Here is a 20,830-nt window from a genome sequence, read left to right on the forward strand (position 1 = left end):
TCGATTTATTCGGTTAGCAAATAGTTAACTTGAAACGCGCGTCGAGATTTTTTATCGCTATATCATATAGTTGATGATTTACAGGGGACCTGCCGCGACGCCTGTGCCCCGGCTCATTTCGCGGGCGTGCGCCACCAGCCCCGCATGTCGCGGAGAATTTCGCGGGCCGCGTTATGGCCCGGCACGCCCGTCACGCCGCCGCCGGGATGCGCACCCGAGGCGCAGAGGTACAGGCCCTTGAGCGGCATTCGATAGTCGGCGTGCCCCAGCGCAGGGCGCAACGAGAAGAGCTGATCGAGCGACAGCGCGCCGTGGAAGATGTCGCCATCCACCATGCCGAAACGTTCCTCCATGTCGAGGGGCGACAGGATCTGGCGGCCAAGGACGGCGGATTTGAAGTTGGGCGCGTGGCGCGTCACCGTCTCGATGACGAGATCGGCGAAGGCTTCCTTCTCGCGCGGGTCGCTCCAACTGCGCGGCGCGGGGAGATGCGGCGCGACGTGCTGGACGAACAGGCTTGCCACGTGCCGGCCGGGCGGCGCCAGCGTGTCATCCAGCGTGGATGGAATGAGCATCTCGACGACCGGCTCTTTCGACCATCCGGTCGTCTTCGCGTCGAGCCAGGCGCGTTCGAGATAGTCCAGCGTGGGGCCGATGACGATGCCCGAGGCGAGGTGATCGGTGCCGCCGCTGTTCGGGCGGCAGGTGAAGTCCGGCAGCTCGGAGAGCGCGACATTCATGCGGAAGGTGCCGGAGCCCGACTTAAAGTTCGCGAGGCGCGCGTGCAGCGCAGGCTCGACCGCGCCTTCCGGCACCATGCGAGAGAACAAGAGCTTGGGCGGCACGGCCGCGGCGACGCTTCGGGCGCGCACGACTTCGCCCGACTGAAGCACGACGCCGACTGCGCGCCCGTTCACGACGTCGACTTCGGCGACGGGGGCGTCGATACGGATTTTTGCGCCTTTTTCGCGTGCGGCACTGGCGATGGCGGCGCTGATTGCGCCCATGCCGCCAACGGCGTGACCCCAAACGCCGACCTTGCCGTTCACCTCACCGAAGCAGTGATGAAGCAGAACGTAGGCGGTGCCCGGCGTCGAGGGCGCGGCGTAGGTGCCGACGATACCGTCGAACGCGAAGGCGGCTTTCACCGTCTCGTTCTCGAACCAGCGGGCGAGATAATCGGATGCACTCTCGGTGAAGAGGCTCGTCAAGTCGCGCTGCGCTTCGAGTGGCAGCTTGAGGATGTCGCGCGAGAGACGCGCGCTCTTCCAGAATGCGGTGAGACCTCCGCCAGCGTTTGGCGGCGTTTCGAGCAGCAGCCCTTTCAGCACACTGGCCGCGCGGTCGAGCGCTTCGTCGTAGGCGGGGAGGCGCGCGGCATCCCGTTCCGAAAACGCCGCGATGGCGGCCTGACGGCCCGCAAGGCCATAGGGCATGACGAGAGCGCGGCGCTCGTCGACAGGCCAGAAGTTGGCGACGGCGCGCTCCACGATCCGGAGGCCGTGGCGATGCAGATCGAGGTCGCGGATGACCTTCGGGTTCAGCAGGCTCACGGTGTAGGAGGCGACGGAATTTCGGAAACCGGGGTGAAACTCTTCCGTGAATGCAGCGCCGCCCACGTGCGCATTCTTTTCCAGAACCACCACATCGAGGCCGGCCGCGGCCAGATACGCAGCGGCGGTGAGGCCGTTGTGGCCACCGCCTATGATCGCAACATCATGCAAGGTTTCGGTTTCCGCTTGAAGCGACAGTCGGATGCGCTGCCGCCGGGCAGACTAGAGGGCTTGCGCGCGAGGTCAAACGGCGCTCGCCTCCGGTTTCCCCCTCAGCCCCAGGTACAGCGTACCCGGTGGCAGCTCCGGCCGCGGTTGTTTCCGGCCGTGCAGGCCGAGCGCACGAAGCGGCAGACACGGCAGCTGTAGGACGAGAGGCAGCCGCGATAGCTGCCGCCAGGGGCAAACCGGCAGGTGGTGATCGACTGGCAGTCGCGCCCGGGGTTGATCAGGCCGCCCGGGCCTTCCTGCGCGAAGGCGCCGCTGTGGAACGCGGCCACACCAAAAAGCAGCAGCGCACTCACAGCGCCGATCGACAATTTCCGCAACATCTTCATGGGCATAGCCCTCCGACCCGCAGAGAACGCCAATTTTCTGCCACTTTTTGGCGGCTGGCAATGAGGCATCGGCATTAGGCTAATCAATCCCGCATCGGCTGTGCCGCACGGCACACGCCGCCGGCGTATTTCCCATTTAAACAGTTGGCCCCATCATCCTTCCGCACGCCCTACCGATGAGAGACGCCATGCCTCGCTTTCGTTTGCTCGCTCTGGCCGCAAGCGCCGCCCTGTTGGCCAGCCTGCCCGCAACTGGGCCTGCCCACGCCGACGACGCCTCGCTCACCGAAAAGCTCAACGCTTATGTCGGGTGCCTCAATCGTCTTTCCGGCCGCGCCTTTGATTCCCGGGAACGCTACTTCAGCTGGGTCGGCAAAAAAGGCCCGACGGGCAAGGAGCGCATCATCTACGGCACGTACACGATCTACGACACGTCCGACTGCCGAAGCGGCGTCGAGCGCGCGAACACTCTGGAGCCGCGCAATGGCGAGTTGGAGGACGCAGCGTCGGCCTATGTGGAGGCAGTGGTTGCGCTCGAACCTCTCTTGAAGGAGGCGGACGACTACTATTCGCAGGAGGACTACAAGGACGACAAGATGGCGAAGGGCAAGGCGCTGCATCCCAAACTCGTCGCCGCCTGGACCGCATTTGCGGACGCCGACACCAAGCTCCGCTCCGGTATCGACGTTGTCCAGGACATGTTGGCCGTCGAAGAGCTGGCGAACATCGAAAGCACCGAGGGCCGCACGGCGCGCTATCACATCCAGGCGCTGATGATGCACGCCAAGCGCCTTATGCGCGTGCAAAGCGCGACCAAGCCCGACCTCGCGAAAATCACCGAAACGCTTGGCGAATACGAGACCATCACCAAGGCGACCGACGCCTACGCCGCCGAGAGCAAGGACGACAAAATCGGATCGAGCTTCATCAGCTCCGCGAAGTCGTTCCTCGTCACCGCGAAGCAATTGATGCGCCGCGTGCGAGACAAGGTGCCGTATTCGGAGGGCGAGAAAATGATCCTCAATGCCGGCGGCGGCGCGTGGATGGTCGAAGGCTCTCCCGGACGGCTGATGCACGACTACAATCAGCTCGTGGACAGCTACAATCGCGGGGCACGCTTCTGACGCGGCGAGCGCCGCACCGCCATCACGCTTTTTTCGTTTTCCCTTCCACATGGCGAGCGAAGTTGTCGAGGATGGCCTGCCAGCCTTCGCGCTGCTGCTCGACTGAGTGCGTCTCCTCGCTGTCGAATGTGACGCGAACCGTGACACCCTCCGGACCGGGCTCGAACGCGACCACCGCCTTGCGTCCGCCGAACTCGTATTCGATGCGCTCGTGTTCAACGATTTTCGTGTACGTGCCGGCAAAGTCGAAGCCCATGCTGCCGTCCTTCGCCTCCATGCGAGAGGAGAAGGCGCCGCCCTCGCGCAGGTCCACCGCGGCAGCCGTCGTGTGCCAATCGTCGGACGCCGCGTTCCATTGCTTGATGTCGTCGGGCGTGGTGTAGGCCCGCCAGACTTCGGCGACGGGGGCGGCGACTGTCGTTTCGACCGTGATTTTCATGGGCGATCCTTTCGAAGGGGTTCAAGTCACAGCGTCAGATCTTTCTCAAGCGCTACCGCTCCGGCTCCCGGTTCTGGGCCAAGGACGCACCAGCACCACCCATGCCGACATCGTCCGACAGAAACTTCGCAACGCCGCTCGGCGCTCAAGAGGTCCGGTAGATCCGATCGAGCGTTTCCGCCTCACCCTGCCTTCCAAACGAAAAGACCTTCGCAGTGGGCCGCGAAGGTCTCACGTTTTCGCCATTTCACGCGAGCGCCTATTCGGCGGCTTTGCGCTTCGGCTGCACGAGCGCCATGTAATCGTTGAGAAGAGTTTCGGAGATCTGGCCCGGCGTATACTTGACGTGTCCGATCTCGGAGACGGGCGTGACCTCGGCTGCGGTGCCGGTGATGAAGCATTCCGTGAACGAGCCGAGTTCCTCCGGCAGAATTGCGCGTTCCTGGACCTCGTAGCCGCGCTGCTTGGCAAGGTCGATCACCGTACGGCGCGTGATGCCGTCGAGGAAGCAATCAGCTTCGGGCGTGTGGATCACGCCGTCCTTGATCAGGAAGATATTGGCGCCCGTGCACTCGGCCACGCGGCCACGCCAGTCGAGCATCAAGGCGTCGGCGTAGCCGTTCCGCTCCGCGCGGTGCTTCTCGACGGTGCAGATCATGTAGAGGCCAGCTGCCTTGGCGCGGGACGGGGCGGTGGCCGGATCGGGCCTACGATACTTCGCGTGGCCGATGCGAATGCCCTTGAGGCGCTGCTCCATCGGGAAGTAGGAGCCCCATTCCCAAGCGGCGATGGCCAGATGCGTCTTCGTCTGCTGGGCGGAGATGCCCATCTGCTCGCTGCCGCGCCAGGCAATCGGGCGCACGTAGCAATCGACGAGATTGTTGGCCGCCATAACATCGCGGCAAGCCTGGTCAATCTCGGCGACCGACTGCTCGATCTTGAATTCGAGGATCTCGGCGCTGTCGATCAAGCGCTGCGAGTGTTCCGTCAGCTTGAAAATCTCGCCGCCGTAGGCACGCTCGCCTTCGAACACCGCGCTGCCATAGTGCAGAGCGTGGGTCAGGATATGGATCGAGGCATCGCGCCAGGGGACCATACGGCCGTCTATCCAGATGAACCCGTCGCGGTCATGATAGGGAACGATCTCGGCCATAGTGACGTCCTCGGTACGTTTCTTCGGTTTGGGCAGGTTCAGGTTGCACGCTTCGTACCCAGGAGGTACGGCGGGCCTGGGCTCGCCGCAGCATTCTCTGTGCAGGGAGCTCAAGGCGCCGCGAGAACGGCAAAGAACGGTCTTCCGCCCCTCGCGCTCGGCACGGCGACCGCCTGAAAATGACTTGCCAGGAGTATCAATGGCCTTCAAATATGTCAACATGGCTGACATAACTCGCGACCCTCCACGCTCCCGCCGCAACGGCCCCCAGCGAAACCGCTCGGAGGCCGGGGCTACCGCGTCTCGGCCGGATCTCATCAGCCACGTGGAGCTTCTCTTTTTTGCCTACCGGGACTTTACAGGCGACCCCGACGCCATTCTCGCGCAATACGGCTTCGGGCGCGCGCATCACCGGGTCCTGCATTTCGTCAACCGAAACCCCGGCCTCAGAGTTGCCAACCTTCTCGACATCCTGAAGATCACAAAGCAGTCTCTGGCGCGCGTGCTGAAACAGCTCATCGGGGAGGGTTTCATCGTGCAGAAGGCCGGGGCCGAGGATCGCCGGGAACGGCTGCTTTTCGTGACCGTCAAGGGGACGAGGCTCGCGGAGCGCCTCACGACGCTGCAGGTGAAGCGGGTGGAGGACGCCCTCAGCGCTGCCGGGCCCGAGGCCGAGGCGGCAACGCGCGCGTTCCTCCTCGCCATGATCGCGGACGCGGACCGGCAGCAGGTGGAAGCGCTGGTCAAGTTCGCGCCCGAGGGCGATAAGTCGAACGAGGAGGACAGCCGATGACCTCACTCTCCGGCCAACGCGCGGAGCCGCTCCCCGACGACGCGCCACACGTGTTGATCGTGGACGACGACCTCAAGATCCGGGACTTGCTCGCGCGGTATCTGTTCGGGCAAGGGTTCCGCGTCACGACCGCGTCGGATGCGGAAACGGCGCAGGCCTCCCTCAGAGGGCTCGATTTCGACATTGTCCTGCTCGACGTCATGATGCCGGGCAAGAGCGGGCTGGAGCTGGCGCGCGAGATCAAAGCCGTGCGCGATATCCCGATCTGCATGCTGACCGCGCGCGCCGAGCCCGAACAGCGCATCGAAGGGCTCGAAATCGGCGTCGAAGACTATGTGCCGAAGCCGTTCGAGCCGCGCGAATTGCTGCTCCGCCTGCGCAACATCCTGCGGCGCGGGCAGACGCAGCAGCCGAGCCAGCAAACGCTCGCAGACGAGATCCAGATGGGGCCTTTCGTGTTTCACATCGCGCGGGGCGAGTTGCGCAACAACAACGAAACGGTGAAACTGACCGAGCGTGAGCGCGACTTGCTGCGGCAGTTCGCTCAGAAGCCGGGTGTGCCGATCCAGCGGCACGAACTCGCCACGGAAGACGCAACCGGAAACGACCGTGCCGTGGACGTGCAGATCAACCGCCTCCGCCGCAAAATCGAAAGCGATCCTTCCAACCCGGTCTATCTTCAGACCGTGCGCGGCAAGGGCTACATCCTGTACACGGATTGATCCAGTGGACTTGATGGGCCCCTTCTCGAACGCGTCAGACCGGGCGGGCCGCGCCTTCAGGTCGTTCTGGGAGGTCTCCGCCCCGGCCCTCAAGCATTTGCGGGCGGGATACCGCACGTTCGTGCGCCTCCTGGCAGACATGATGCCCAAGGGGCTTTATGCTCGCGCACTCATCATCATCATCGCCCCCATTGTCGTGCTCGAAGGCGTCATCGCGTTCGTGTTCATGGAGCGGCATTGGCAGAACGTGACGCGGCGTCTTTCGGAGACGACGGCGCGCGACATCGCGGCGCTGATCGAATTCTACGACGGCTCGCCCGCCACCAAGTACGACGACATCATCCGCATCGCGCGCGACCGCCTCAATCTCTCCATGCAGATCATGCCGCCGGGCGACCTGCCGGAAGCGCGGCCGAAACCGTTCTTCGACCTGCTCGACCGCGCCCTTTCGCGCGAGATCTCGCGCCACGTCCAGCGTCCGTTCTGGATCGATACGGTCGGACAGTCGCGGCACGTGGAAATCCGCGTCCAGCACTCGGATTCGATCCTGCGTTTTCTCGCCGTGCGCACGCAGACGTACGCCTCGAACTCTCACATCTTCCTGCTCTGGATGGTAGGTTCGTCGGTGATCCTGCTCACCGTCGCCATTCTGTTTCTCCGCAATCAGATCCGCCCGATTCTCAGGCTTGCGGAAGCGGCAGACGACTTCGGCAAGGGACGCGCCATCTCCGACGACCTCGAACCGCGCGGCGCGCGCGAGGTGCGCCAAGCCGCCGCCGCCTTCCTTGAGATGCGCGACCGCATCCGCCAGCACGTGGACCAGCGCACGACCATGCTCGCCGGTGTGAGCCACGACCTCAGGACCGTGCTGACGCGTTTCAAGCTCGAACTCGCCTTCATGGAGGAAAGTCCCGACGTCCAGTCGCTCAAGGCGGACGTCGACGAGATGCAGCACATGCTGGAGGACTATCTCGCGTTCGCGCGCGGCGACGGGGGCGAGGAGGCCAAACGCACCAATCTCACGGAACTGCTCGAAGAGATCCACGAGGAGGCGCAGGTTTACGGAACGGATATCGAGCTCAAGTTCCGCAAACGGCGCGGTGATGTCGTGCTTCCGCTCAAGCGCCAGGCGTTCAAGCGGGCCATCACCAACCTCGTCTCGAACGCGGTGCGCTACGGCGACAAAATCATCATTCGGGTCGCCACCGAGGGGCAATGGCTCCGCATCGAGGTGGACGACAACGGGCCGGGCATTCCGGCTTCCGAGCGTGAAAACGTCTTCAAGCCGTTCTACCGCATCGACCGCTCGCGCAATCAGGACGACGGCAACAGCGGCCTCGGGCTTGCCATCGCGCGCGACATCGCCAAGAGCCACGGCGGCGACGTCACGCTCGGCGAAAGCTCCATGGGGGGCCTGCGCGCGATCATCTCCGTTCCGCTTTAGATCTCAAATATCCTGAGTTGCATGCGCGGCCAATCTGTCGCGTCTCGGGCAATACTTCCTGCCACCGAGCAGGGCCGAATACCGTATTTTATAATAATTCAAATCACTTAAACGTATTATCCGCGCGCGCTTTCTCTTCACTACACAAACGCGTGATCGGGAAAAAGCCCCTGTTGCGGCAACTGTTACAGTATAGCATAACTCTTGTCGTGAGGGTGATGCTGCACTTGCAGCGGCGTCGATACCCAAACAGCCGAACGGCGGGACCGCCACCTGCCCTCGGCCGTGATCGAAGCACAGTGCTCCGTGTGACCGCCAAGCTATCCTCCTTGCTTGAATCGGTCCCCACCGTACGAGATCGCACCAGAGGATCCGATCGCCGGGGCCTTCGGGCTCATTCGGATCCGGTAAGAGGTTACGCAGTCGCGGGTGTGGTGAAGTTCCACGCCATGATCATTTCGCCAGCTCGCGGCTGCGCACCACTGCCGAGACCACAGCCTCCCGCAAATTGTCTTCCATGCCGCCCTTGGCCATCAGTACGTCGAGGGCCGCCGCCGTCGTGCCGCCGGGCGAGGTCACGTTGCGGCGGAGTTGGGCCGCGTCGAGATCGGACTGCGCGAGAAGCTCACCCGCGCCGGAGACGGTTGCGCGCGCAAGCTGACGCGCAAGTGCCCCATCGAGGCCCACTGCGACAGCGGCCTTCGCCAAGCATTCAGCGAGCAGAAAGACATAAGCCGGACCCGAGCCCGAGATGGCGGTGACGGCGTCCATCAGGGTCTCGTCCTCGACCCAGGCCACCTCACCGACGGCCGACATCAGCGCCTCGCAGATCGCGCGGCCGGCCGGCGTGACGCTCTCGTTCGCGACACACACGGTGATGCCGCGCCCGACGGCGGCCGGCGTGTTCGGCATGGCGCGCACGACGGCAGCGCCCGGCGCGAGGTGGGTTTCGAAGCTTTCGAGGGTGCGGCCGGCTGCAATCGACACCACCAGCGTGTCCGGCCCCGCAAGGGCGGCGACCGCGGGGAAGACGGCGTCCATCATCTGAGGTTTCACGGCCGCAAGGACGACCCCCGGCGGCGACGGCAGGTTTTCGACGCGCGCCTCGGCCGCGATCCCGTGACGGGCGAGCAAGGCGGCCACGTCGTTCGGCGGCGAGGGATCCTGCACGCGCACGCGGGCGGGATCGAAGCCGCGCGCGATCAGCCCTTCGAGCAGCGCGCCGCCCATCTTGCCAGCTCCGACGAGAAGGAGCGGTCCATCAAATGAGAATGACATCGGCTTCCTGACCGGCTCGGGCGCCGCGAAGCCGCGAAAAGCCTGGGGCGCAGTTTAGGCTTGGCCCTCGGTCTGGAACATCGTCGACACGAGCGCCTCCCGGCTCTCCTTACCCGCCCAAACGACGAACTGGAAGGCCTGATAGTAGCGCTCGCAGGCTTCGAGCGCCGTCTTGAGGACCGCTTCGCATTGCCCCGGCGTGACGACGGCGCCGTTGAGCACGAGGCCATGGCGGAACATCACCAAGCCCTCCTGCGTCCAGAGATCGAAATGGCCGAGCCAGAGCTGCTCGTTGATCTGGGCGATCAGCCGGTACATCTCGTTCAAGCGCGCGTCGGGGACCCGGAAGTCGAAGGCGCAGGCCAGATGCAGGGCCTCCAAGTCGTCGCGCCAGTTGAGGGAGACATGATAGTCGGTCCAGGCGCCGCTGACCACGAGCGTCAGCTCGTCATCGCCGGTGCGGTCGGTCGCCCAATCGTAGTTTGCGGCCAACTGCTCCACGAGATCGATCGGGTGAATGAGACGCTCGTGGCTCTTCTCGGACGATGCCATTCTGGCTCCTTAAAACCTCTGTGGCCGATCCCCTTGAAGGGTCCGGTCGTCCCCCGCCCGGCGGCTTCGATTACGCCGCCGACAGCACGCTCGGCTCATGACGGGATTGGGGCGAAACGCGACTTCTCCTCAGCCGTCGCGACGAAAACAGAGGGAGGCGCGAGTCGCAAGCCGACGGCGGCATTGTCCACGAGCAATGTCGGAGAAACCCACGGGTTCCCGCGGGATAAGGCATGTTTGAGGCGTTCACTCACAGGCGATGTTGAAAAGCCTGCGTTCCGGTGGACGGCGCGCGATAGCGCTCGACACGCTCGCGCGAATGTCGGGTGGAGAGTGACACACCGCGATTGGCAACTGCGGCCGATCAAACCGCTATGCGCGACCTTCGAGGGTGGCGAGACGCGCTTCGACTTGCGTTACGAGTTCGGATAGACGCTCGTTCTCGGCGCGGGCCTTCTCGGCCATGGCACGCACCGCCTCGAACTCCTCGCGCTTCACGACATCCAGCTTTTCGAGCATCCGCTCGGCCTGCGTCTGCATGACGGTCTCCGCCTCGCGGCGAAAGCCCTGCGCAGCGCCCGCGGCGTCCGTCATCAGCTTGGCGAATTCGTCCAGCAGGCGATTGGAAGTCTGGGTCATCGGCGTTCCTTCGGGTGCGCGGGTGCGAAACCCGCTCCTGTCGACCCGGACTATGGTGACTTCGCGCCCGCCATTCAAGCGGGGCGGCCCCTCATCGGCATTATCGGCGCACCTGCCCACATCCGAGCCGCCGCCTCGGCTTGACTTGCCTTCCCCGACCCGTCAGCGTCCGCTCGCCCGCCGCCCTCCTCCCTTGGGCAGTCGTACCGCGCCGTCCAAACGAGCCAGAAGAACACCGCATGACCCCTCTCGCCCTTCCGTTTCCGGAGTTCGATCCGGTTGCCTTTTCGCTCGGACCGCTCACCGTGAAGTGGTACGGCCTCGCCTATCTTGCCGGTCTCATCATCGGATGGATCTATGTGCGGCGGCTTTTGTCCACGCCGCGCCTCTGGCGCAACGAGACGCCGCCGTTCGGCGTGGAAAAGGTCGACGACCTCTTGCTTTACATCACCCTCGGCGTGGTGCTCGGCGGGCGTCTCGGCTACGTGTTTCTTTATGAGCCGGGGAGCTATCTCACGCAGCCGTGGGAGATCCTTGCGATCTGGAAAGGCGGGATGAGCTTCCACGGCGCGCTCGTCGGCTGCGCGGTTGCGGCCTGGGCGTTTGCGCGGCGGAACGGCGTCAGCGCGCTTTCGACGATGGACCTCGGCACGGCGGCGGTGCCGATCGGCATCTTCTTCGGGCGGGTCTCGAACTTCATCAACGGCGAACTGTTCGGCCGCGTCAGCGACGTGCCGTGGGCGATGGTGTTTCCGAGCGCGCAATGGCTGCATCCGGACGTCGAGCCCGCAACACGCCATCCGAGCCAGCTCTATCAGGCGGCGCTGGAAGGCCTCGTGCTGTTCCTCGTGCTGAGGGTTCTTACGCATCATGCGGGCGCACTCAAAAGGCCGGGACTGGTGGCAGGCACGTTCCTCGCGGGATACGCAATCGCGCGCTCCATCGGCGAAGTGTTCCGCGAGCCGCATGCCATCCATGCGCTCAACATCGGGCCGTTCACGGCGGGGCAAATGTATTCGCTGCCGATGCTCGCGCTTGGGCTCTATCTGATCTGGCGCGCGCGCCGCGAGGCCGCGCCGCAGGCACCATGACGACCGCGCCACGCGATACGCCGCTCGCACAGAAGCTCAAAGCGAAGATCGTCCGCGAGGGGCCGATCAGCGTCGCCGACTTCGCGTCGGCGTGCCTCTCCGATCCGGAGCACGGCTACTACCGGCGCATGCCCGCCATCGGCGCGGCGGGCGATTTCGTCACGGCGCCGGAGATCAGCCAGGTGTTCGGCGAATTGATCGGGCTCTGGTGCGCGGTCGTGTGGCAGCAGATGGGGGCGCCACGCTCGTTCAATGTCGTGGAGCTCGGGCCGGGACGCGGGACGCTGATGCGCGACGCGCTTCGTGCGACGCGGATCGTGCCGGGGTTTCACGATGCGCTGTCGGTGCATCTCGTCGAAAGCAACGCCGCGCTCCTTCCGCTTCAGCAGAAGGCCCTCGTACCGAGCGGGGCGGCGGCGGTCTGGCACGGCAGCACAGGAGACGCCGCGCTCGCCCTTTCGCAAAGCGCGGCGCCGTTCCTCGTCATCGCCAACGAATTTCTCGATACCTGTGCCGCCGAGCAGTACGTCGTCGAAAATGGCCAACCGATCCCTCGCGCGGTCGGCCTCGACAGCAACGGCGATCTTGTCTTTACGCTTCTCCCGGAGCGTGCACCTCCGCCGGATCTCGCACTCCCAGACGCCGCATGCGACGGGGATTGCATCGAGATCCAGGACTTCAGCTTTTTCGCGCCGTTTCAGCGGCTGATGGCGGATCGGCCAGGCGCCGCGCTCTTCATCGATTACGGGGCGGAGCGTTCGCATCCTTCGGACACACTCCAAGCCGTACAGCACCAGCAACAATGCTCACCGCTCGCATCTCCGGGCGAAGCCGATCTCTCGTTCCAGGTGGATTTCGCGCGTTTCCGTGCGTCCGCGCTCTCGGAGGGCGTTGCCGTGGATGGACCCGTGCCGCAAGCGGCATTCCTGGGACAACTCGGCATCGTCGAGCGTGCCTCGCGTCTCATGTCGGCGAACCCGGACAAGGCGGGGGCGATCGAGATCGGCGTGCAGCGGCTCATGGCGCCTGTCGGCATGGGCTCGCGCTTTCTCGCCATCGGCGTGCGCTCAGCCGCGCTGCCCGTGCTTCCGGGATTTGAATGAGGCGGCGCTTCGCGGTTCAATCCGAAACGGAAACCGCTTAGATACGGCTCACGCAACGCGACGCTACATCGAAACACAAAGGACGCCATGCTGAGCCCCATCGAGGCCGACAACCTCTCGATCCTCCCCGGCATCCGCCACGGCTTTTTCACGAGGCAGGGTGGCGCTTCACGCGGGCTCTACACGAGCCTCAACTGCGGGGCGGGTTCGAAGGACGATCCCGTCGCCGTGGTCGAAAACAGATCGCGCGTGGCCGAGCATCTGGGCAGCGTCATGGACGACGTTCAAACCGTTTACCAAATTCACAGCGGGACGGCGCACGCGGTCGACAGCCTTCAACCGCGCGACAGCTTGCCCAAGGCCGACGCGCTCGTCACGCGCACGCGGGGGCTCGTGATCGGCGTTCTCACCGCGGATTGCGCGCCGGTGCTGTTCGCGGACGCGGAAGCGGGCGTCGTGGGCGCCGCCCACGCTGGCTGGCGCGGGGCCATCGGCGGGATTCTGGAAGCCACCGTGGCGCTGATGGAAGAAAACGGCGCGGACCGTTCGCGCATTCTCGCGGCGCTCGGACCGACAATCGGGCCCAAATCCTACGAGGTGGGGCCGGAGTTCGTCACCGAGTTCGAGACGGCCGATGCCGCCAACGCACGATTTTTTACCATACCGAAGGGCCGCCCGACGCCGCACTTCGATTTGCCGTCCTTCGTTCTCGAAAGACTCGGCGGGCTCGGTCTCAGAGGGATCGAGCGCCAAGCGCACTGCACATACGAGAACGAATCGATGTTCTTCAGCTTCCGGCGCTCGACACATCGAAAAGAGCCTGATTACGGACGCCAAATCTCCGCCATTGTTGTGGCCTAACTGCAAAATCCACAACCATGCTGTGTATCCTGAGGACAGAATTAGCCACGTCAGCCTTTTCGTCTCGATTCCGTCTGGACGCACGGCGGAGGGATAGCTACAGGACTCGGAGTGGGTACCGGCAACGTTCAGGAGACTTGGGCCGCAAAGTGTGTACGCCGGCCGCCGGAGAACAGCGGATCATTCATAGGGGGGCGTCATCGTGACGACCATTGATGCTGCTGCGGCATGGCGTGGGAAGCGGTGTGTCGCGTTTGCAGTCCTGACGGGCTTTATCGGACTTGGCCTTGCCGGATGCGAGACGGGCTCCAGCCTTTTTGCAGGCGGTTCAGACCCTAATGCGTCCATTGCGGCGGGACAGCCGCCCGCTGCAACGGCTTCGCAATCGGCACGCATCGCCATTGCGCCCGTGATCGGCGCGCCGGATGCGGTGGCCAAGCAGCTTCAGACGCAGCTCACCACCGATATCGAGGCACGGCGGATCACCGTCGCCAAGTCTGCCAACGAATCCGCGGAATACACGCTGCGCGGCTATGTGGTGTCGGCGCGCGAGCAGGGCCGCACGAAGGTGTCCTACATCTGGGACGTGACCGATCCTGCCGGACAGCGCGTCAATCGCATCACGGGCGAAGAGGTGATCACGGGTGCGCGTTCCAGCGATCCGTGGGCGGCCGTCACGCCTCAGGTCGTGAGCACGATCTCGAACAAGACGGTTGGCTCGCTCGCGACGTGGCTTCCGACGCAGCAAAGCGCGGCGCCGGTAGCCATGGGCGGATCGCCGGCGGGCACGGCGCAGCATTCGCCTGCCGTCGCGGGTAGCCTGCAGACCGCCGCTTCATCGGTTGCTCACTCGCAGCCTGGAAGCGCTTACACGCCGGTTGCCGCTCCGACGAGCACAACCGCAACCACGACAACCGGAAGCATCGGGCGCGGCAACGTGACGGCGCTGGTCCCCAACGTCTCCGGCGCGCCCGGCGACGGCGGCGTCTCGCTCACCAACGCCATTCAGCGCGAGCTGACCCGGAACGGCGTTGCGCTCACCGGCGCTCCGTCGACGCAGACCTACCGCGTCGAGGGCAAGGTGGTGGTCGGCCAGGGCCAGAACGGGAAGCAGCCGATCCAGATCGACTGGGACGTCAAGGACCCGCAGGGCAAGACCTTGGGCACGGTGTCGCAGAAGAACGAAATCCCGCAAGGCTCGCTCGACGGGGCCTGGGGCAAGACCGCAGACGCCGCGGCCTCCGCCGCAGCGCAAGGCATCCTGAAACTTCTTCCCGGCCAAGGCCAGGCGCCGGGCTAACCGGCGGATGCCCTCCGGCCCCTCCGCCCCCCATGCCCGGCTGAGGGGCAGTCGGCTGAGGGGCGCTGGCCACACTGGCCTCACAGACCGTTCAACATGGCGAGCCCGGGTGGTTTACACACCCGGGCTCGCGCGCTATGACGCGCGTCATCGGACCGTCGCATGAGGGCATCCATGCCATTCGATGCGCGTGGTGAAAGTGCCAGGGGCAGCCAGACCATGAAGATTGTCGCCGGAAACAGTAACCGGCCTCTGGCGGATGCCATCTCCCAGTATCTCAAGCTGCCGCCTGCGCGCTCGCAGGTGAAGCGCTTTGCGGACATGGAAGTGTTCGTCGAGATCCAGGAGAACGTGCGCGGACAGGACGTGTTCGTCATTCAGTCGACGTCGTTCCCCGCGAACGACAACATGATGGAGTTGCTGATCCTCATCGATGCGCTGAAGCGCTCGTCCGCGCGGCGGATCACGGCAGTGCTCCCCTATTACGGCTATGCGCGCCAGGATCGCAAACCCGGCCCGCGCACCCCCATTTCGGCGAAACTCGTCGCCAACCTGATCGAGCGCGCCGGCGCCGACCGCGTGCTGACGGTCGATCTCCACGCCGGGCAGATCCAGGGCTTTTTCGACATCCCGACGGACAACCTCTTCGCCGCGCCCGTCATGGTGCGCGACATCGAAGACCAATACGGCACCGAGAACCTCGTCGTCGTCTCGCCTGACGTCGGCGGCGTGGTGCGCGCCCGCGCACTCGCCAAGCGCATCGACGTTCCGATCGCCATCTGCGACAAGCGGCGCGAGCGGCCGGGCGAATCCGAGGTCATGAACGTGATCGGCGACGTCGAAGGCAAGCGCTGCATCCTCATCGACGATATCGTCGACAGCGGCGGCACGATCGTGAATGCCGCGGACGCTCTTCTGGAAAAGGGCGCGACGGAAGTGGTCTGCTACGTCACCCACGGCGTGCTTTCGGGCGGCGCCGTGTCGCGGATCCAGAACTCGCGGCTGAAGGCGCTCGTCATCACGGATTCGATCCTGCCGACGGCAGCCGTGCAGGCCGCACGCAACATCCGCGTGCTGTCGATTGCGCCGCTCCTGGGCGAGGCGATCCTCAGGACCTCGCGCGAGGAAAGCGTGTCGAGCCTGTTCTACTAGGCAGAACCGACCGCCGCCCTCACCCGCTCGCGGCCTCTCCCCACCGGGGAGAGGCGAAAAAAGCGCTGCCCCCCTTTGCCTCTTTGCGGGTGTTCATTTCGGGTGCACGACTGTGCCCCGCTTGGGCTGGCATCCCCCTCCGAAGCTCCCCATAATTCCGTACCGATTCGCTTTGTGCCGTGCATGCGTTCCTCTGCATTTTCCTTGAATCCCGGGACCCATGCCTACCAAGAGCCTCACGCCCGAGCGGCAGAATACCCGGGTCGAGCTCATCATGCTGGCCGCGGCCAGTCTTGGCTGCGTGACGGTGCTGACGGCGACCATCGCATCGGGGCGACGGCTGCTCGAAGGCGGCGGATTCCCGGGCGGAACGTGGCTGCTGGCCGGGCTCGTCGCCGTCGCAGGCATGGGCACCGTCTATCTGCTTTTCCGCACGCTCACGGTCATGCGCCGGCAGGCTGCCCGCTCCCGCGAGGAAGCTCGTCGCTTGCGCCGGGCGCTCGCCGCCTCCGAAGCGCTCATCAAGGCCGAGCCGCAGGCGCTGCTGCACTGGGAGCAGGGCAAGGGCTTTTCCGTCGTCACGCATACCCTGACGGGCGTTCCCGGCTTCCCTGCGAACACCATCGAGCTGATCCGGTTCGGCTTCTGGCTCGACCAGAAGAGCCACACGGCCCTCAAGTCGGCGCTCGACGGTCTCCTGGCCGAGGGCCGAGCGTTCAATCTGATTTTGAAGACACTTGCGGGCGGACACGTGGAAGCGGATGGGCGCGCGGCCGGTGGACGGGCGGTGCTACGCTTCAAGGACGTGGCCGGATATAAGCGCGATCTTTCCGTCATTCTCGATCAGCACATGCGCCTGGCGCGGGACGTCCGCGCAAGCCGCGCGCTGCTCTCCGCGCTTCCGCATCCGGCCTGGCTGCGGGACCAGACCGGGCGGCTCACGTGGGTCAACGCGGCTTACATCAAGGCGGTGGATGCCGAGAGCGAAGCGGAAGTCGTGGACGGGCAAATCGAGCTGCTCGAAACGCGCCAGCGCAAGGCGGTGGCCCGCGTGCTGAAAATGGGCGACACGTTCAAGGAGCGTATGCCGCTGGTGGTCGGCTCGGAGCGCAAGTCGCATGAAGTGACCGTGCTGCCGCTCGGCGACGCGACGGCGGGTGCTGCCATCGACGTTGCCGACGTGGAAAGCGTGAAGGGCGAGTTGGACCGGCAGGTCGCCGCCTACGACAAGACATTGGATCGTGTTGCGACGGCGGTCGCGATTTTCAATACGGACCGCAAGCTCACCTTCTTCAACGCGGCCTATCAGAAGCTCTGGGAACTCGATACCGACTGGCTTCAAAGCGGGCCGACCGACGGAATGGTGCTCGACCGGCTTCGCGAATTCGGGCGCCTTCCGGAAGTCGTGAACTATCGCGAGTGGAAAACGAAGGTTCTGCGCTGCTACACGGACGAGACGGAGCAGGAGGACTGGTGGCATCTGCCCGACGGGCGCAGGCTGCACGTCATGGCCGCGCAACGTCCGGACGGTGGCGTGACCTACCTCTACGAAGACGAAACCGAACGGCTCGAACTCGAAAGCAATTTCAAGCAGCATATCGACGTGCAGACGGAGACGCTGAACGCGCTCAAAGAGGGCGTGGCGGTGTTCGCGACCGACGGGCGGCTTTCGCTCTTCAATTCCGCGTTCGCATCCATCTGGCGGCTATCGCCCCAACAGCTTTCGGAACACCCTCACATCGACGCGTTCGTTCGTGTCGCGAAGGTGCTGTTCGACGAGCCTGCAAAATGGTCCGAGATCGTCCACATCGTGACGTCATTCGATGCGCGCGATCCGGTCGAAGGGCAGATGCTGAGGCCGGACAACAGCGTGATCGACTATGCGGCCGCGCCGCTGCCGGACGGCGGCACGCTGCTCACGTTCGTCGATGTCACGGATTCCAAGCGCTACGAGCGCGCGCTGATCGAACGCAACGAGGCGCTGGAGACGGCCGATAAGCTGAAGAACCAGTTCATCGGTCACATCTCCTACGAACTGCGAACGCCGCTCACCAACATCATCGGCTTCTCGGAACTTTTGGCCAACCCGATCTTCGGCGATCTTACCTCGCGCCAGAAAGACTATCTCGACGACATCGCGTTCTCGTCGAAAACGCTGCTTCAGATCATCGACGACATTCTGGACCTCGCGACCATCGATGCGGGCGGACTCGAGCTCAAGCTCGAAACCGTGGACGCGCGCGCGCTCATCGACCGCGCAATCGGTGCGGTGCGCGAGCGGGCCGCGCGGGCGCGCCTCACTCTCGACATCGCCATCGCGGACGATGCGACGACGTTCATGGCCGACCCGGAGCGCACACGCCAAGTGCTGTCCAACCTGCTCTCGAACGCCGTCGGCTTCTCGAAGCCGGAGGGCGTAATCCACATTTCGTGCTGGCGGGAAGCCGGCGCTATGGTGTTCTCGGTGGAGGATCAGGGGGTCGGCATCCCGAAGGAACAGCAGCGGCGCATCTTCAACCGCTTCGAGAGCATGAGCCAGGGCGGCAAGCACCGGGGCGCAGGGCTTGGGCTTTCCATCGTCAAGAGCCTGGTCGATCTGCACGGCGGCGATATGGTGCTCGACAGCGAGCCTGGAAGGGGTACGAAGGTGACGGTACGCTTCCCGGAACGCGGTCTTGAGCAGGAGCAGGATGGTTCCCCCGCAACCCCCACCACACCACGCGTGGCTGAAGGCTGACGCCTCGGAGTCCGCTGTCCACCGGCTGGCCGAACATGTGGCACTCAAGCTGGCAGCTGGCGACGTGCTCGCGCTTCACGGCGACCTCGGCGCGGGCAAGACGACGTTCGCGCGCGCGCTCATCCGCGCGGTTCTGGCCGACGCCGATGCCGAAATCCCGAGCCCGACTTTTTCGCTGGTGCAGACCTACACGTCGGTGCGCCTCGACCTCATGCATCTCGATCTCTATCGCATCGGGCACGAGGACGAGCTTCTGGAACTCGGCCTCGACGATCATCTGGCGGTGGGCGCTGCTCTGATCGAATGGCCCGAGCGGGCGCCGGGATTTCGGGCGCCGAACCGTCTCGACATTCACATCTCTCAAGGCACGGGTGCGGACGAACGTACGGCGCGCTTCGAAGGGCACGGCACGTGGGCGGCTCGCCTCGGCCGCCTCGCGGCGATGTCCGATTTCCTCGACGCCAATCCGCCGTGGGACGCAGCGCGCGCGCTTCACCTTCAGGGGGACGCGTCGACGCGCGCTTACGCGCGACTATCGAGCGACGAGCGTACGGCGATCCTCATGGATCAACCGCGACAGCCGGACGGGCCGCCGATCCGGGACAGAAAGCCTTACAGCCGCATCGCCCAGCTTGCCGAGGACGTGCGCCCTTTCGTGGCGGTCGCGTCGGCGTTACGCGAGGCAGGCCTCAGCGCGCCCGAGATTTACGCGGCGGATCTCGATCGCGGCTTTCTCGTTCTCGAAGACTTCGGCGACCGCGTGTTCGGGCGCGAGATGGTGTCAGGAACGTCTCAGGCTGAGCTTTGGCGCGCAGGGGTCGATACGCTGCTCACGATGAGTACGTTGACCGTGCCCAACGCCATTCCGCTTCCCGACGGCAGCGTTCACATCGTGCCTGTGCAGGACCACGAAGTGCTCGGCATCGAAGCGGACCTGCTCGCGCAGTGGTATTGGCCGGCGATCCACGGCACGCCGATCCCGGAGTGCGCGCACGACGAATTCACGCGCCTTTGGGATGACGTCTTTGCGCGCCTCGCGGCCGAACCAAAGGGGTGGGTGCTGCGCGACTATCATTCGCCGAACCTCGTCTGGCTTCCGGACCGCGACGGAGCGCGCCGCGCAGGGCTACTCGACTTCCAGGATGCGCTCTCAGGATCGCTCGCCTACGATCTGGTGTCGCTGCTGGAGGACGCGCGCGTCGACGTTCCCGCTCCACTCGCAGACACGCTGCTCGCGTACTACCTCGACGTGCGGCGCGCAACGCAGCCAGGTTTCGACGCGGACGCGTTCCGTTTCGCCTATGCCGCGCTCGGCGTCCAGCGCAACACCAAGATCCTGGGTATTTTCGCACGCCTCGCGATGCGCGACGGGAAACCTTCGTATTTGCGTCATATCCCGCGCCTATGGGGGTATCTTGCGCGCGGTCTGGCGCACCCGGATCTGGCCCCGGTCCGCGGATGGTTCGACCGGCATTTTCCGGAAGCGGTGCGCCAGGCGGTGCCCGACCTTCCTCATTCGAAAAGCCCCTCTCAATGAAAGAACCCGTGACGACTGCAATGGTGCTGGCCGCCGGCCTCGGCACGCGGATGCGTCCGCTCACCGATGCGGTGCCGAAGCCGCTTGTGCGGCTCAAGGGCAAGCCTCTGCTCGACCACGTGCTCGACCGGCTGGCGGCGGATGGCATTCAACGCGCGGTGGTCAACGTGCATTACATGCCCGACCAGATCGAGGCGCACGTTGCGGGGCGGACGTCTCCCGCGATCACGATTTCCGACGAGCGCGGGGTGCTGCTGGATACGGGCGGCGGGGTGGCCCGCGCGCTGCCGCTGCTCGGAGACACGCCGTTCCTGATCCACAATTCCGATTCCGTCTGGGCCGAAGGGATCGGATCGAACATCCGCCGCCTCGTCCGCGCGTTCGATCCCGAGCGCATGGACAGCCTTCTGCTGCTCGCGCTCGGCGCCGACAGCCTCGGCTATGACGGCCGCGGCGATTTCGCGATGGCTTCGGACGGCGCGCTTACGCGACGCGGCGAGAGATCGGAAGCACCGTTCGTGTTCGCGGGCGTCTCGATCGCGCATCCGCGGCTGTTCGAGGATGCACCGGAAGCCCCCTTTTCGCTCAACGTGTTGTGGAACCGCGCCATGGCACGCGGGCGTCTGTTCGGGCTTCGGCTGGAAGGCACCTGGATGCACATCGGGACACCGCAGGCGGTGGATGATGCGGAACGGTGGATAGATCGCGCCGCGGGCGTCTGATTCCCACCGTTGGGGTGTACGGTCGCCTCCGATTCCCGCGGCTCATGAGGGGCTCGCGCGCTCGGAAGTTCGG

19 protein-coding genes are annotated in these 20,830 nt (G+C 64.9%); 12 read left to right on the forward strand and 7 right to left on the reverse strand.

The window, feature by feature from the left end; translation table 11 throughout:
* Positions 1-113: 113 nt before the first annotated feature.
* Entirely contained in the window at positions 114-1,724 is a 1,611-nt protein-coding gene (locus tag W911_RS16595; protein ID WP_023788704.1) for a phytoene desaturase family protein, read from the reverse strand.
* Between the two features lie 101 nt (positions 1,725-1,825).
* Positions 1,826-2,110, reverse strand: coding sequence for a hypothetical protein (locus tag W911_RS16600; protein ID WP_023788705.1), 285 nt, complete (start codon positions 2,108-2,110; stop codon positions 1,826-1,828).
* 188 nt (positions 2,111-2,298) lie between these two features.
* Between W911_RS16600 and W911_RS16605 the strand changes: the two genes are divergently transcribed.
* Entirely contained in the window at positions 2,299-3,234 is a 936-nt protein-coding gene (locus tag W911_RS16605) for a YiiG family protein (RefSeq protein ID WP_023788706.1), read from the forward strand.
* Between the two features lie 22 nt (positions 3,235-3,256).
* On the opposite strand, the gene W911_RS16610 is transcribed toward W911_RS16605, so the two are convergent.
* Together W911_RS16610 and W911_RS16615 are read right to left on the reverse strand one after the other, a co-directional pair.
* Positions 3,257-3,673: an SRPBCC family protein gene (locus W911_RS16610; protein WP_023788707.1), complete on the reverse strand. Its 417-nt coding sequence runs from the start codon at positions 3,671-3,673 to the stop codon at positions 3,257-3,259.
* 259 nt (positions 3,674-3,932) lie between these two features.
* Positions 3,933-4,826, reverse strand: a complete 894-nt coding sequence (locus W911_RS16615) for a branched-chain amino acid aminotransferase (RefSeq protein WP_023788708.1) — start codon at positions 4,824-4,826, stop codon at positions 3,933-3,935.
* Positions 4,827-5,025: 199 nt separating this feature from the next.
* On the opposite strand from W911_RS16615, the gene W911_RS16620 reads away from it, so the two are divergent.
* The 3 genes from W911_RS16620 to W911_RS16630 are packed head-to-tail and all read left to right on the forward strand — an operon-like array spanning position 5,026 to position 7,785.
* Positions 5,026-5,619, forward strand: a complete 594-nt coding sequence (locus W911_RS16620; RefSeq protein ID WP_023788709.1) for a MarR family winged helix-turn-helix transcriptional regulator — start codon at positions 5,026-5,028, stop codon at positions 5,617-5,619.
* Complete coding sequence (locus W911_RS16625) at positions 5,616-6,341, forward strand: response regulator (RefSeq protein ID WP_023788710.1); 726 nt, start codon at positions 5,616-5,618, stop codon at positions 6,339-6,341. Before W911_RS16620 ends, W911_RS16625 begins: the two co-directional genes overlap by 4 nt.
* A gap of 4 nt (positions 6,342-6,345) precedes the next feature.
* Positions 6,346-7,785, forward strand: a complete 1,440-nt coding sequence (locus W911_RS16630; protein WP_041316723.1) for an ATP-binding protein — start codon at positions 6,346-6,348, stop codon at positions 7,783-7,785.
* 453 nt (positions 7,786-8,238) lie between these two features.
* Here W911_RS16630 and proC read toward each other — a convergent pair whose 3' ends face one another.
* The 3 genes from proC to W911_RS16645 form a co-directional block, all read right to left on the reverse strand.
* Positions 8,239-9,063 (reverse strand): pyrroline-5-carboxylate reductase, encoded by an 825-nt coding sequence (gene proC / locus W911_RS16635; protein ID WP_023788712.1) that lies wholly within the window; start codon positions 9,061-9,063, stop codon positions 8,239-8,241.
* A 54-nt stretch (positions 9,064-9,117) separates the two neighbouring features.
* Positions 9,118-9,615, reverse strand: a complete 498-nt coding sequence (locus tag W911_RS16640; protein WP_023788713.1) for a type III secretion system chaperone family protein — start codon at positions 9,613-9,615, stop codon at positions 9,118-9,120.
* Positions 9,616-9,987: 372 nt separating this feature from the next.
* Positions 9,988-10,254, reverse strand: a complete 267-nt coding sequence (locus W911_RS16645) for an accessory factor UbiK family protein (protein WP_023788714.1) — start codon at positions 10,252-10,254, stop codon at positions 9,988-9,990.
* A 239-nt stretch (positions 10,255-10,493) separates the two neighbouring features.
* Here W911_RS16645 and lgt point away from each other — a divergent pair, with 239 nt between their 5' ends.
* The 8 genes from lgt (at position 10,494) to W911_RS16685 (ending at position 20,757) form a co-directional block, all read left to right on the forward strand.
* Complete coding sequence (gene lgt / locus W911_RS16650) at positions 10,494-11,345, forward strand: prolipoprotein diacylglyceryl transferase (protein WP_023788715.1); 852 nt, start codon at positions 10,494-10,496, stop codon at positions 11,343-11,345.
* Positions 11,342-12,448 carry a class I SAM-dependent methyltransferase gene (locus W911_RS16655; RefSeq protein WP_023788716.1) on the forward strand — a complete coding sequence of 369 codons (1,107 nt, stop codon included), beginning with the start codon at positions 11,342-11,344 and terminating at the stop codon, positions 12,446-12,448. The genes lgt and W911_RS16655 overlap by 4 nt, the downstream gene beginning before the upstream one ends.
* Before the next feature lie 87 nt (positions 12,449-12,535).
* Positions 12,536-13,309, forward strand: coding sequence for a peptidoglycan editing factor PgeF (pgeF, locus tag W911_RS16660; RefSeq protein WP_023788717.1), 774 nt, complete (start codon positions 12,536-12,538; stop codon positions 13,307-13,309).
* Between the two features lie 202 nt (positions 13,310-13,511).
* Positions 13,512-14,609 carry a hypothetical protein gene (locus tag W911_RS16665; RefSeq protein ID WP_023788718.1) on the forward strand — a complete coding sequence of 366 codons (1,098 nt, stop codon included), beginning with the start codon at positions 13,512-13,514 and terminating at the stop codon, positions 14,607-14,609.
* Between the two features lie 219 nt (positions 14,610-14,828).
* Positions 14,829-15,761: a ribose-phosphate pyrophosphokinase gene (locus tag W911_RS16670; protein ID WP_023788719.1), complete on the forward strand. Its 933-nt coding sequence runs from the start codon at positions 14,829-14,831 to the stop codon at positions 15,759-15,761.
* A 220-nt stretch (positions 15,762-15,981) separates the two neighbouring features.
* The gene (locus tag W911_RS16675) at positions 15,982-18,498 is read left to right on the forward strand and encodes a sensor histidine kinase (RefSeq protein ID WP_023788720.1); all 2,517 of its coding nucleotides are present in this window, start codon (positions 15,982-15,984) and stop codon (positions 18,496-18,498) included.
* The gene (gene tsaE / locus W911_RS16680; RefSeq protein WP_023788721.1) at positions 18,452-20,035 is read left to right on the forward strand and encodes a tRNA (adenosine(37)-N6)-threonylcarbamoyltransferase complex ATPase subunit type 1 TsaE; all 1,584 of its coding nucleotides are present in this window, start codon (positions 18,452-18,454) and stop codon (positions 20,033-20,035) included. Before W911_RS16675 ends, tsaE begins: the two co-directional genes overlap by 47 nt.
* Positions 20,032-20,757 carry a nucleotidyltransferase family protein gene (locus W911_RS16685; RefSeq protein WP_041316727.1) on the forward strand — a complete coding sequence of 242 codons (726 nt, stop codon included), beginning with the start codon at positions 20,032-20,034 and terminating at the stop codon, positions 20,755-20,757. The genes tsaE and W911_RS16685 overlap by 4 nt, the downstream gene beginning before the upstream one ends.
* The last annotated feature ends 73 nt before the right edge of the window (positions 20,758-20,830 follow it).

Origin of the sequence: Hyphomicrobium nitrativorans NL23, from assembly GCF_000503895.1 — a bacterium.
Lineage (GTDB): Bacteria > Pseudomonadota > Alphaproteobacteria > Rhizobiales > Hyphomicrobiaceae > Hyphomicrobium_C > Hyphomicrobium_C nitrativorans.